Here is a 13,351-nt window from a genome sequence, read left to right as displayed (position 1 = left end):
GTTATGATGAGAAAAATAGGCTGCATTACACTGCTGTTAATACTTGCATTTGCCGGCTTTAAGACCTTTGCCCAGCAAAAAGCCGATGTTGCAAGACCTAAAAAGATTAGTCCGGATCTTTTCGGGATCTTTTTTGAGGATTTAAGTTATGCTGCTGATGGTGGCCTTTATGCCGAACTTATTCAAAACCGCTCATTTGAGTACAGCCCGGCCGATAACCGTGACTGGAACTCGCTGACCGCCTGGAAATACCAGACGGATGGTTTTGGTTACGGTACAATTTCGGTGGAGACTGCCGCCCCGGTTCATCCCAATAACCCGCATTATATTTTACTTGATATCCAGGATGAAGGACAAAAGGGTGTAGGACTTGAAAATTCCGGGTTTGATGGGATCCCTGTAAAGGCTGGTAAAAACTATAATTTTTCGGTTTTTTTGAACGTGCTGTCCAATCAGTCTTTACCTGTAAAGGTCGCCCTTGTTGACCGGAAGGGTAAAGAATTAGGTTCATCCTCATTTACAACAGCCGATAAAGGCTGGAAAAAATACGCCGAACAGATTCATGTGTCGTTTGATAACGACAGCGCCAAATTGGTGTTATTGATCAAGGCAAAGGGGAAAGTTGGGATTGATATGGTGTCATTATTCCCGGAAGAAACTTTTAAAAATCATAAAAATGGATTACGGGCCGATCTGGCACAGGTTATTGCCGACATAAAGCCAAAGTTTATGCGTTTTCCCGGCGGCTGCCTTACCCATGGTGATGGTGTCGCCAATATTTATCGCTGGAAAAATACCATCGGCCCGGTTGAGCAGCGTGTAGAACAGCGTAACATCTGGAACTATCATCAGTCGGTAGGTTTGGGATATTTTGAATATTTCCAGTTTTGTGAGGATATCGGGGCAAAACCGGTGCCGGTGCTTGCGGCAGGCGTAAGTTGTCAAAATTCGGGTGGAACCTGGAAAATAGGCGGCACCGGACAAAAGGGTATCCCGATGGAAGAAATGAAAGCTTATGTACAGGATGTTCTTGATTTGATAGAGTATGCCAACGGGCCGGCTACTTCAACATGGGGGGCTAAACGCGCCGCGGCAGGGCATCCCGCGCCTTTTAACCTGGAATACCTTGGCATCGGCAATGAGGATAAAATCACCGGCGTATTTGAAGAACGGTTTAGGATGATCTATGATGCCGTACACAAGGCCTATCCCGAAATTAAAATTATTGGTACGGTTGGGCCAAGTCCGAAAGGCGAAGATTTTGAAAAAGGATGGAAGTTGGCCGATCAGCTTTCGGTTGGCATTGTTGATGAGCATTATTATGAAAAACCGCAATGGTTTTTGAAAAACACCTCACGTTATGATTCATATAACAGGTTAAGGTCAAAAGTTTACATAGGCGAATATGCTTCGTGGGGTAATACCTTGTTCAATGCCCTGGCCGAAGCTGTTTATATGACCAGTTTAGAACGTAACGGCGATGTTGTAAGGATGGCATCCTATGCTCCGCTTATTGCCAGGATAGGCCATACCTCATGGAATCCCAATTTGATATATTTTAACGGCACGCAGGTTTTTCCGACTGTAAACTATTATGTTCAGCAGCAATTTGCCGTTAATTCGGGCAATGAGTATTTGCCGGGTGTAATAAAGCTGAAAGGTGAAAAAGCAGCTATTGACACTACGGCAGGCGTATCAATAGTACGCGACTCAGCTACAGGAGATTTGATCCTGAAAATTGCCAATGCCGGTAATGCTCCCGTTTCGGGAGAGGCCGATCTGTCAAAAATTGGCCAACTGCCTAAATCGGCAACACTTACAGTAATTACAGGAAAGCCAGAAGTGAAAAATTCTTCCGAAAACCCGCAAGCTGTTCTTCCACAATCCTCAGTAATAAAATTGCAAAGAAAATGGGCTTTCACTGTACCTGCCTATTCATTGACCGTGGTCAGAATTGGTGGCGCAAATGCAAAAAAGAACAAATAATTATCCTGGACATAAAAAAACAAACCAATTATACATGAAGAAAATAGTTTTACTGTGTATTTTAGTCAGCTTTTGTACAGTAGTTGTAGCACAGTCACAGCAGAAATTCAGCGCCTATCTTTTTACGTATTTTACAGGCAGCAAAGGCGGCGAAGAAATTCGTTTTGCTTTGAGTAACGATGGTTATCATTTCCGTGCCTTGAATAACAATCGCCCGGTTTTAAATTCGGCCGATATCAGTGCTACGGGCGGCGTACGTGATCCGCACATTATGCGTGCTGCCGACGGTAAGACTTTTTACATGGTAGCAACCGATATGAACACCGAAAAATACGGCTGGGGGCCAGATTATTCCATGGTGCTGCTGAAATCAACCGACCTGGTACACTGGACTTCAAAAACGATTGATATCACCAAAACTTTTGAAAAGTTTGCAGGCGTGAACAGGGTATGGGCGCCGCAAACTATTTATGATCCACAGGAAAAAAAGTATATGATCTACTGGTCGATGCGCTTTGGTGAAGAGGCCGATAAGATCTATTATGCCTATGCCAACAAGGATTTTACAGGCCTTGAAGCTGAACCTAAACAGCTTTTCTTTAAACCCGATGGCGGTGCTTGTATCGACGGAGATATTGTTTATAAGAACAATAAATATTACCTGTTTTTTAAAACAGAAGGATCAGGTGCAGGTATAAAGATAGCCGTATCGGATAAGTTAACTTCAGGCTATGTGTTGCGCGATAAATACGTACAGCAAACCAAAGACCCGGTAGAAGGGGCCGGTACTTTTAAATTAAACGATGGCAGCGGTTATATTTTGATGTATGATATGTATACGCAAGGTAAGTACCAGTTCACCAGGACAACCGATCTCGAAAATTTTAAACTGATTGATGATGAGGTATCCATGAATTTTCATCCACGCCATGGTACAGTGATGCCAATAACTTCAAAAGAGGCGACGAGGTTAACTGCCAAATGGGAAACGGCTGAAGATGTAGTACTTTCGCCGGTAAACAAGCAGATTAAAACTATCAATATCGTTTTAGATACGGCGAACCATAAAGTTCACCTGCCTGTAAAACCGGGTACAAGTTTAAAATCATTTGACCCCCGGTTTACCTTATTTCCCGGCGTTACTATCAGCCCGGTGAAACCGCAGGATTTTACCAAAGGCCCGGTTAAATATTCTGTAACTATAGCCGGTAAAAAAGCGCAGGTTTTTGAGGTTACTGCCCAGGAAACCCATAACCCGGCTATTGCAGGATACTATGCCGATCCGGAGATCTTGTATGCCGAGAAGACAGGCAAATTCTATATCTATCCTACCAGCGATGGCTTTGATGGCTGGTCGGGCAAATATTTTAAGGCTTTTTCTTCAGATGATATGGTGAACTGGAAAGACGAGGGTAAGATACTTGATTTACCGCAGGACGTGAGCTGGGCTAAAAAGAATGCCTGGGCTCCTTGTATCATCGAAAAAAAGATCGACAATGAGTATAAATATTTCTACTATTTTGCCGCCGCTCAAAAAATAGGAGTGGCAACAGCAAATGATCCGGCAGGGCCGTTTACCGACTCGGGTAAACCTTTGATAGCACAATTGCCTGAAGGTGTAAAAGGCGGACAGCAGATTGATGCTGATGTTTTTACCGACCCGCAAACCGGTAAAAACTATTTGTACTGGGGAAATGGCTATATGGCTGTGGCCGAGTTAAACGATGATATGATTTCATTAAAACCAGGTACTACCAAGATCCTCACGCCTTACTCGCATTATAACGAAGGCACCTATGTGTTTTATCGCAATGGAATTTATTACTTCATGTGGTCGGAAAATGATACCCGGAGCCCTAATTATAGTGTGCATTACGGCACTTCTAAATCTCCTTTGGGGCCAATCGAAATTCCGCAGCAAAATACGGTTATAGCCAAAGATGCTGCCAAAGGTATTTACGGAACCGGTCATAACTCTGTTATCCAGATCCCTGGTACCGATGAGTGGTATATTGTTTATCACCGTTTCAATTATCCCAAAGGGATTACCATGGGCGATGCCGCAGGCTACAACCGTGAGGTATGTATTGATAAAATGGAATTTGATGGCAATGGATTGATCAAACAGGTAACCCCTACACATGAAGGTATAAAACCTGTACAGGTTAAAAAGTAACCCCTGTTTATATAAATAATGGTATAGCTGCCATGTGAACTTGTTAAAGGTTCACATGGCAGCTTTTTTATAAATATTATGTAAGCTAATTAAACCGATATTGGCTTTAAGCTTTATGCCTTCCGCTTTAAGCTACTAAAAATATGTTCCGTTTTTTACAATTCAGGAATTACTGTTGTATCCTATATTTGTAATAATGGTTTTCAAAGAAATGCTTCCGGAACCAAGGCTGCAGCCTTATATCAAGTGCTTCTATCTGTATGAATCTGATTCGGACAGAAGCTATGATGATATTGTGTTCCCGAGCGGTACTATGGAGGTGATCTTTAATCTTGGTGCCGGAAATTGGAAATCAAAAAAGGGCGATGCATTTTACACCACTCCTCCTGTAGAGCTCTGGGGGCAGATCACCAGGCCCCTGGCCATCCAATCGGTAGGGAGAAATATCATGTTGGGTTTTCGTTTTTACCCACATTCGGCTGCTTATTTCTTTGACGAAAACGTATCAGAGTTTAATAACGAAATCGTTGATGCCACACATGTGTTCGGTCCTAAACTAAAAACGCTTTATTTAAGATTATTAGAAACTGCCGACCTGAACGCAAAGGTGGCTATGATTGAAGATTATTTATGGAGCCGTCTATCTGTATCTGAAAAAAAACATTCAAAAATCAAATTCATAGGAGATATTGTAAGCAATCTTAAAAAGAATTATAGCGATGATAATATCCTGTCCATCTCCAATCGATATAATATTTCTTCACGGCATTTGAATACCCTTTTTTCACAGTGCACCGGTTTGCCGCCAAAATTATTTTATAAAATAAACCGCTTTCAGCATAGTCTTAACCTGGTAAGCTCTAACGAAGAAAAACTGACTAATGTAGCCTATAGCGCCGGTTATTTTGACCAGGCTCATTTTATAAAAGAATTTAAACTTTTTACAGGTTTTACACCCAATGCCTTTGCCACTCAGGCATCGCCAATAAACCAGGTATTGGCCGGCAATTAATACTTCCGTTTTATACAATTTTGGGTCGTTTAAGCGGCATAGTTTTGCTGATAATAAAAAAACAAAAAAATGAAATCAGCAAGAACACCACAGGAGGTGCACGCGGTACTCGCAGCAGCTTTTAACACTAAAGATGTAAACGTAGTTATGAATGTATATGATGCTGACGGCATCATTTTTCCCGAGCCAGGAAAAGAAGTATCAGGCAGAGCCCAATTTGAAGAAGCTGTGAAAAGCATCTGCGCGGTTCCGGGAGTGATGGAGATCAAAACCGTCTATTGCCTGCAATCAGGCGATGTAGCCGTAGGCCGGTCAGAGTGGAGCGTTACCGACAATGGCACAACACAGGTTGCGGCAAAAGGTATCGAGCTAATGAAACAGCAACCTGATGGCAGCTGGAAAATTATCATCGATCACGCTTTCGGAGCCGAGGCTAATCTCGTAGCCTGAGTCCTGCTACTCTCATGAAACAAAAATGGCCGGGTTTATCCGGCCATTTTTGTTTCACCTTTCACCTTTCACCTTTCACCTTTCACCTTTCACCTCAATCTCTTCCGTTTTATACAATTTTAGACACAACCGTAGTGCTACTTTTGAGCATAAAATAAAAACAAGAACATGAAAAATAGATTTAATGAATTTATAGCCTTGCACCATAAAGCAGAAGCTGTGCAGATTGGCAATGTATGGAATGCACAAAGCGCCCAGGTTTATGATAAATTAAATTTCGAAGTAATCGGCACGTCAAGCGCGGCTGTGGCCAGCTCGTTAGGCTTTGCAGATGGCGAAGAAATGAGTTTTGAAGATTACCTTTTTGTTGTTAAACGTATAGCTGCAACAACATCAGCCATGCTAACAGTCGACCTTGAAGGTGGTTATGGCGATACACCCGAGGAAATCTGTAATAACATAACCAGTTTATATCATATTGGCGTGGTGGGTATCAATATAGAAGATTCCATAGTGACCGACGGTAAGCGAAGCATTGTTGATGCTGAGAGCTTTGCCGTAAAACTTAAACAGGTAACTTCGTTATTAGCTGATGCAGGGGTTGAAATATTTATAAACGTAAGGGCCGATTCCTTTCTGCTTGGTTTACCCAACGCCCTGGAAGACGCTTTGACCCGCATTAAACTTTACCAGGATACGGGAGTACATGGTTTGTTTTTTCCTTGTATCACGCAAATAGCCGATATTGAAAAAGTAACGGCATTGTCCCGTCTTCCTGTTAACGTAATGTGTATGCCCGGTCTCCCCGGTTTTAAAGAATTACAAAATGCCGGTGTTAAAAGGATCAGTGCAGGCCCATTTTTGAATATGAACATTTATAAAACGCTGGAAAACTTAATTGAAAAGATAACTGCCCAAAACAGTTTTTCGAGCCTCTTTAACTGAAGCCAATAAATCTCAACTATAGGTTGTAAAGAGTTGAAACCTTTTTGCGAAACTTAAAGTTATAGTGGATGTAATCAGAAATCTACAAATAAGTTTAGGTTAAAGGCCCCTGCGGTGAGCGTTAGGGGCTTTTGTTTTATGAATTAACGAGACAGTGTTTTGAAGATTTACGCAACCCACTTGTGAATAATTTTTGGTGTGTTTGTCAAGAATATAATAAATAATGTACATTCGTGTACGTACACGAATGCTTTTATAATAGATAATTTATAAAATTTCACATCAGCTTTTTAATAAGATGGATGCTCCCGGTTTAAAAATCATCAATGCTAAAATTATTACCCCAACGCGGATCATAAAGAATGGAACTTTACTGGCCCGAAACGGAAAGATCGTTGCGGTTACCGAAGATATTATAGATAGTGCAGGTGAAACGGTAATTGATGCAGGGGGCAAATACCTGTCGCCCGGATTTATTGATATCCATGTGCATGGCGGCGGGGGATATGATTTTATGGATAATACTGTTGAGGCTTATCTTGAAATTGCAAAATTGCACGCCGGTTACGGTACAACAGCTTTTACACCAACCACATTAAGCTGCGAGCAGGATGCTTTACTCAAAACCCTGAGTTTATATGAAGAATCGGAGCCTTTGAACAAAGACGGGGCGCAGTTTTTGGGGATGCATATCGAGGGGCCATACTTTGCCATGGAACAACGCGGCGCTCAGGATCCCCGCTTTATCCGTTTACCTAATCCAAAGGAATACAATGAAATTTTACAGCATTCATCCATTGTAAAACGCTGGAGCGCAGCCCCCGAGTTAAAAGGTGCGATTGAATTTGGACGTTTTCTGAAATCAAAAGGGATCCTGCCTTCTATAGCGCATACCAACGCCATTTATGAAGAGGTGCTTGAAGCTTATGAAAATGGCTACACGCACATCACGCATTTTTATTCATGCATGTCGGGCGTATCCAGGCGTAATGCGTACAGGTATGCCGGCGTTGTTGAAAGCGGTTACCTGTTAGAAGATATGACGGTTGAAATCATTGCCGATGGAAGGCACCTGCCCCCGGCTTTGCTTAAGCTTGTTTATAAGATCAAGGGGCCGGAAAAAATAGCACTCATTACCGACGCCATGCGTGCCGCCGGAATGGCGCCCGGCGAAAGTATTTTAGGTGGCCTCCTTAATGGCTTGAAAGTGATAGTGGAAGATAACGTGGCAAAACTGCCCGACAGAAGCGCTTTTGCGGGGAGCGTTGCAACTACTATTCAACTGGTTAAAAACATGATCACTCTTGCCGATGTGCCTGTGATTGACGCCGTAAAAATGATGACAACAACCCCCGCTAAAATTATGGGTGCAGATGGGGCTAAGGGATCAATAGTGGTAGGGAAAGATGCCGACCTGGTCATTTTTGACGATGAGATCAATCTGCATAAAACCATCATCGGCGGTGAAATTGTTTATTCTATTTAAATAGTTAATGAGGCTTCTATGTTAAAGAAAATAAAGGCAGAAAAGCTCGAAGTGATCGTGTTGGAAAACCGTGCATCCCTTGGCCAAACAGCAGCTAAGATGGTAAGTGAAAAAATTAAACAGTTGTTGCTTACAAAAACTGTAGTCAATATGATCTTTGCGGCGGCGCCTTCGCAAAACGAATTTCTGAATGCTTTGGTGAACGACGGTAGTATTGAATGGCGAAAAATAAATGCTTTTCATATGGATGAATACCTCGGCTTACCCCTGGCTGCTCCTCAACTGTTCAGCGGCTTCCTAAAAAAGAAACTTTTTGAGCAGGTGCCATTTGCATCGGTCAATTACATCGATGGTAGCCCGGCTGTTTACAAAACCGAATGTGCCCGCTATGCACGGTTGTTACAAAGTAATCCGGTTGATATTGTATGCATGGGTATAGGGGAGAACACTCATATTGCTTTTAATGATCCGCATGTTGCAAATTTTCATGATCCGGAAATAGTAAAAAGGGTGCGGCTTGATCGGGCCTGCCGGCAGCAGCAGGTTAACGATGGTTGTTTTGACACATTGAATGCTGTACCCAAATATGCGCTCACACTTACAGTCCCGGCTCTAATGAGCGCTGCTCATATATTTTGCGTGGTGCCCGGCGTTAAAAAGGCAACCGCTATAAAACATACCATACAAGAGCCGGTGTCGGAGCGCTATCCTTCAACCATCTTGAAAACACATGAAAGCGCTATCCTTTTTGTTGATGCTGATAGCTTTAGCCGCATTTAGCCATAAGTCTTAAGTCCCTCGTCTTTAGCCATAAGTCAAAATATTTAAAGAAAAATGACTTATGACTTCCAACTAATGACACCGAATTTAGCAGTTGTTATTCATTTTATTGCAATAATTATATAATATCTATAGTTTTAGTAGAATTTATATATATTTGCACAGTCAAAGCGGTTCTTTGAATATTTTATTATCAAGAAAGACTGAGGGAAAGGCCCTGTGATGTCTTAGCAACCTGTAAGCCCACTGTTATAAAGGTGCTAATTCCTGTCTGCCCAAAATAGGGTAGAAAAGATAATGTAATACGCTATGGCCTTGTATAGTGCAAGGTGTTGTATACTTCTTTTCCCTCTTCATTTTTCTTGCTAATTAAAATATTGAAAATATCACCGGGATGATATTACGGTTTAACCTGTATAGCAATGAACATTAAACAATTACTTTTTACCTGTTTGCTTTTCATAACAACATTGCCGGCTGTTGCGCAGACCACCAAGGCAATTGATCCGACAGCTGACGACCGCGGTTATATCATAAAAACCGGTGATCTTGCTCCTGCCGATTTTGAGCTCGTATTGACCAATGGTACAAAAACTTCTTTAACGGAGTTGCGTGGTAAGGTGGTTATCCTGCAGTTTACCGCAAGCTGGTGCAGCGTATGCAGAGAAGAAATGCCGCGTTTGGAAAAAGAGATCTGGCAGACTTATAAAGATAAAGGCCTTGTTTTAATAGGCGTTGACCGCGATGAACCGCTCAACAAAGTAAAAAGTTTTCACCAGGTCATGAATATAAGCTATCCGTTGGCACTTGATCCTGGTGCTGAGATTTTTGGCCGGTTTGCCAGCAAAAAGAGTGGTGTTACCCGCAATGTGGTTATCGATCGGGATGGGAAAATTGTTTACCTCACCCGCTTGTACGATAAACAGGAATTTGCATCCATGTTAAAAGCTGTGGACGCTTTGGTAAACAACAAAACAGCGTCCATCAATTAAAAAGAATCTATCAGTACTTATTTAATACCCGTTTTATGAAAACAGAATCTACTTTTTTACACAAGAAAACTTTCGTTTCGGAAAGCCAGTCAATCTGCAAATCCTTCTGTCTCAATATGCAAAGCATGCATTGTTGCTGTTAATCATTTACAGCATGCATGGTGTTTAAATGCGGGCTTGCTGCAGCTTGTCTTAGCTTAATAATTACCATCCCCTAATCAATTCTTTACAGTTACGATAGGCTTATGAGCCGGGCAAATTATGCCCGCTAAGGCGATAGCCATGTCTTTTGTACCGGTAAAGGCATCAAAAATTAATCTCAATTATTAATTATCATGTTAAAAATTTACAAGCTATTACTGGCAATTATATTGCCTTTTATTCTCGTCCAGACGGTTGCGGGGCAATCCGTTAAAATTAGCGGAGTGGTAACCGCCAAATCCGATGGGTTGCCGTTGCCGGGCGTTAGCGTATATGTTAAAGGTAAAACCACGGGTGCACAAACCAATGTTGATGGTAAGTTTATCATCAACGCCAATGTTAATGATGTGCTTAGGGTTAGCTACATTGGCTTTACAACCCGGGAGATCCCGATTACGCAAGGAATAACTACCTTAAACGTGGTTTTGGTTGAAGCACCAAATTCTCTGAATGAGGTAGTGATAACGGCCCTCAATATCTCAAAGGATAAAAAATCGCTTGGATATGCAGTACAAGGGCTTAAATCGAAAGATATCTCTGAAGCTAAGGAAACCAATTTTGTTAACGCGCTCACAGGTAAAATTGCCGGTGTGCAGGTTACCAACAGCCAGGGCGATATGGGCTCATCCCGTATCATTATCCGTGGAGAAACGTCTATCTCACGGGAAAATCAACCTTTATTTGTAGTTGACGGGGTTATTGTTGATAATAGCCAGTTTTTGGGCACTAATGGTTCAAGAGATTTCTCCAATGCCATTTCTGATTTAAATTCTGAAGACATTGAATCGGTAAGTGTATTGAAAGGCCCGAACGCTGCAGCGCTTTACGGCTCACGTGCTGCTGCAGGCGTTATCCTCATCCGCACTAAAACCGGTAAAGGCGCGAAGGGGTTAGGTGTTACCATAAATTCAAACACCAGCTTTTCGAACGTACAGATCTTGCCTGATTATCAAAACCAGTATGGTCAGGGCTCAAATGGCAAATTTAGCTATGTAGATGGCAAGGGCGGGGGTGTTAACGACGGTGTTGACGAAAGCTGGGGCCCTGCCCTGGATGGTTCGCTGATCCCACAGTTTTATTCAAACGGTCAGGCCGTGCCTTTCGTAGCGCATCCCGATAACGTAAAAGACTTTTTTAAAACCGGTGTAACGCTTAATAATGGCATCGCGATAGCAAGCAGCAGCGATAAAAGCGATTTCAGGCTTTCATACAACAACCTGCATCAAACCGGTATTGTCCCCAATACATCACAAGGACGCAACTCTTTTGCTTTAAACTCAAGCTATCGTATCAATCCTAAATTAACTGTAAATACTATTGTTGATTACAGTAAGGACGACGCTGATAACCTTCCCGGCACATATGGAAAACGTGCAACAAGTACCATGCTCCAGTTTACCTGGTTTGGCCGCCAGGTTGATATCAACAGGCTTAAAAACTACAAGGATATTAACGGTAATACTTTTAACTGGAATAACAGTTACTATAGTAACCCTTACTGGCTGGCCTATGAAAATACGGTAGGGCAGCACAAAAATCACCTGATAGGTAGTATCGAACTGAATTATAAGATCATAGATGGCTTATCAGCAAACTTCCGTACAGGAACTGATTATTATAACGACCGCCGTAAGATCAAAGTAGCATATGGCACTAACGGAACGCCCTTCGGATCGTATGAAGAGGATGCTTACAGCGTAAACGAAAACAATACCGAAGCCAGGTTGCAATACACTAAAAAGCTGAACAATGATTTTTCGATTGATGTGTTTGGCGGTGGTAATATAGCCGTAAGGACCACCGAAAATAATGATCAGTTGGCTCCAAAGCTTGCCGTTGCCGGCTTGTATACATTGAGCAACTCCCGCGATCCGCTGGTATCGACAAATTATTATGGAAAGCTTAAAACCTATAGCTATTTTGGATCGGCCCAGGTTGGCTTCAGAAATTATGCTTTCCTAAACTTTACTGCCCGTAATGACTGGTCTTCGTCTTTACCATCAGATGCCCTGTCTTATTTCTATCCTTCAGTAAACGGAAGTTTAGTGCTGTCAGAAGCATTAGATATCAAGAGCGATGTACTTACCTATGCTAAATTAAGGGGTGGTTGGTCTAAAGTAGGTAAGGCGACAGACCCTTTTCAATTAATAAATGTTTATACATCTTCAAACCTATTTGGCTCAAATCCGCAACAAAGTATATCTACTATTGATCTGAATGATCATCTTAAGCCTGAAACCACCACATCGGCAGAGGCTGGTTTTGAATTAGGCTTTTTCCATGATCGTGTACATTTAGATGTAAGTGGTTATAATACCAACAGCACTAACCAAATCCTTACTGTACAGGTAAGTTCATCAACCGGTTTCAGCCAAAAAGTAATAAATGGCGGTCGTCTTAATAACAAAGGTATTGAGGTTCAGTTAGGCCTTACACCAATTAAATCAAAAAGCTTTACCTGGGATATTACCACCAATTATTCATTAAATCGCAGTAAGGTAGCCTCACTTGACGCTGATGGCCGATTGCAGAGTGTGGTATTAGGTACGGATCGTACAGTGCAGGTTGTAGCTGCACTTGGCCAACCTTATGGCGCACTTTATGGCACAGCTTACACGCGTAATGCTTCAGGTCAGATCATTATCGACGCTAACGGTACACCGGTATTTAATACCACCAAACGTTATTTAGGTAAATTCACTCCAAATTGGCTGGGAAGTATCAATAACAGCTTTACCTACAAAGGAATAAACCTTAGCTTTTTGGTTGATGCACGTTTCGGCGGATCAATTTATTCAAATACCAACCGTACAGGTACCTATACCGGCGTACTGGCTTCTACCTTACCAGGCCGCGGTGCTGCTAATGGTGGTTTAAGCTATTACTATCCGGATAATAAAACAACAAATCCAGCGGTGCAGGTAACCGGCGCAGCTCCGGCGGGTGTAACCGTTTATAATGATGGTATGATATTTAAAGGTGTAAAGGCTGATGGTTCGCCAAACACCACTATCATTCCTGCGCAATCATATTATAAAGGCTTTACTAATATTGATGAAGCCTTTGTTTACGACGCATCCTACATCAAACTTCGCGAAGTAAAACTGGGATATTCTTTACCTGCTAAATGGGTAAATAAAATTGGTTTCCAGGGAGCTACATTCTCGGTAGTTGGCCGTAACCTGTGGATCATCCATAAAAACGCGCCGAATATTGATCCGGAAACAGCCTTTAACGCAGGTAACGGACAGGGACTGGAAGACCTTACCCTGCCTACCGTGCGTAACATCGGTTTTAATGTAAACCTTAAATTTTAAAACATC

Annotated in this window: 9 protein-coding genes and 1 riboswitch; all 9 genes read left to right on the top strand. The window is 42.1% G+C overall.

All coding sequences use genetic code 11. The features are described 5' to 3' along the window. Nucleotides 1-3: 3 nt before the first annotated feature. Nucleotides 4-1,986, top strand: coding sequence for an alpha-L-arabinofuranosidase family protein (locus MusilaSJ_RS09730; protein WP_274989785.1), 1,983 nt, complete (start codon nucleotides 4-6; stop codon nucleotides 1,984-1,986). 34 nt (nucleotides 1,987-2,020) lie between these two features. Next, nucleotides 2,021-4,162, top strand: a complete 2,142-nt coding sequence (locus tag MusilaSJ_RS09725; RefSeq protein ID WP_274989784.1) for a glycoside hydrolase family 43 protein — start codon at nucleotides 2,021-2,023, stop codon at nucleotides 4,160-4,162. Nucleotides 4,163-4,373: 211 nt separating this feature from the next. Beyond that, entirely contained in the window at nucleotides 4,374-5,174 is an 801-nt protein-coding gene (locus MusilaSJ_RS09720; protein WP_274989783.1) for a helix-turn-helix domain-containing protein, read from the top strand. 69 nt (nucleotides 5,175-5,243) lie between these two features. After that, a complete protein-coding gene (locus tag MusilaSJ_RS09715; RefSeq protein WP_274989782.1) occupies nucleotides 5,244-5,624 on the top strand; it encodes a YybH family protein in 381 nt (126 codons plus the stop codon). 168 nt (nucleotides 5,625-5,792) lie between these two features. Beyond that, entirely contained in the window at nucleotides 5,793-6,569 is a 777-nt protein-coding gene (locus MusilaSJ_RS09710; protein ID WP_274989781.1) for an isocitrate lyase/PEP mutase family protein, read from the top strand. Between the two features lie 298 nt (nucleotides 6,570-6,867). Further along, a complete protein-coding gene (gene nagA / locus MusilaSJ_RS09705; protein WP_274989780.1) occupies nucleotides 6,868-8,055 on the top strand; it encodes an N-acetylglucosamine-6-phosphate deacetylase in 1,188 nt (395 codons plus the stop codon). 18 nt (nucleotides 8,056-8,073) lie between these two features. Continuing rightward, nucleotides 8,074-8,835, top strand: coding sequence for a glucosamine-6-phosphate deaminase (locus MusilaSJ_RS09700; RefSeq protein WP_274989779.1), 762 nt, complete (start codon nucleotides 8,074-8,076; stop codon nucleotides 8,833-8,835). A 187-nt stretch (nucleotides 8,836-9,022) separates the two neighbouring features. Next, nucleotides 9,023-9,136: riboswitch (SAM riboswitch) on the top strand. Between the two features lie 121 nt (nucleotides 9,137-9,257). After that, complete coding sequence (locus tag MusilaSJ_RS09695) at nucleotides 9,258-9,827, top strand: peroxiredoxin family protein (protein ID WP_274989778.1); 570 nt, start codon at nucleotides 9,258-9,260, stop codon at nucleotides 9,825-9,827. A gap of 335 nt (nucleotides 9,828-10,162) precedes the next feature. Further along, nucleotides 10,163-13,345 (top strand): SusC/RagA family TonB-linked outer membrane protein, encoded by a 3,183-nt coding sequence (locus MusilaSJ_RS09690; protein WP_274989777.1) that lies wholly within the window; start codon nucleotides 10,163-10,165, stop codon nucleotides 13,343-13,345. Nucleotides 13,346-13,351: the final 6 nt, after the last annotated feature.

The sequence above is a fragment of the Mucilaginibacter sp. SJ genome, assembly GCF_028993635.1.
In the GTDB taxonomy this organism is placed as follows: domain Bacteria; phylum Bacteroidota; class Bacteroidia; order Sphingobacteriales; family Sphingobacteriaceae; genus Mucilaginibacter.
The sequence above is the reverse complement of the archived record's forward strand: the minus strand, read 5'-3'. Positions and strand labels throughout refer to the sequence as shown.

What these genes read in the sequence shown, in the direction of transcription:
- MusilaSJ_RS09695 (WP_274989778.1), top strand. Translation starts at nt 9,258, where the DNA reads ATGAACATTAAACAATTACTTTTTACCTGTTTGCTTTTCATAACAACA.
- MusilaSJ_RS09715 (WP_274989782.1), top strand. Translation starts at nt 5,244, where the DNA reads ATGAAATCAGCAAGAACACCACAGGAGGTGCACGCGGTACTCGCAGCA.
- MusilaSJ_RS09690 (WP_274989777.1), top strand. Translation starts at nt 10,163, where the DNA reads ATGTTAAAAATTTACAAGCTATTACTGGCAATTATATTGCCTTTTATT.
- nagA (WP_274989780.1), top strand. Translation starts at nt 6,868, where the DNA reads ATGGATGCTCCCGGTTTAAAAATCATCAATGCTAAAATTATTACCCCA.
- MusilaSJ_RS09700 (WP_274989779.1), top strand. Translation starts at nt 8,074, where the DNA reads ATGTTAAAGAAAATAAAGGCAGAAAAGCTCGAAGTGATCGTGTTGGAA.
- MusilaSJ_RS09725 (WP_274989784.1), top strand. Translation starts at nt 2,021, where the DNA reads ATGAAGAAAATAGTTTTACTGTGTATTTTAGTCAGCTTTTGTACAGTA.
- MusilaSJ_RS09730 (WP_274989785.1), top strand. Translation starts at nt 4, where the DNA reads ATGATGAGAAAAATAGGCTGCATTACACTGCTGTTAATACTTGCATTT.
- MusilaSJ_RS09710 (WP_274989781.1), top strand. Translation starts at nt 5,793, where the DNA reads ATGAAAAATAGATTTAATGAATTTATAGCCTTGCACCATAAAGCAGAA.
- MusilaSJ_RS09720 (WP_274989783.1), top strand. Translation starts at nt 4,374, where the DNA reads ATGCTTCCGGAACCAAGGCTGCAGCCTTATATCAAGTGCTTCTATCTG.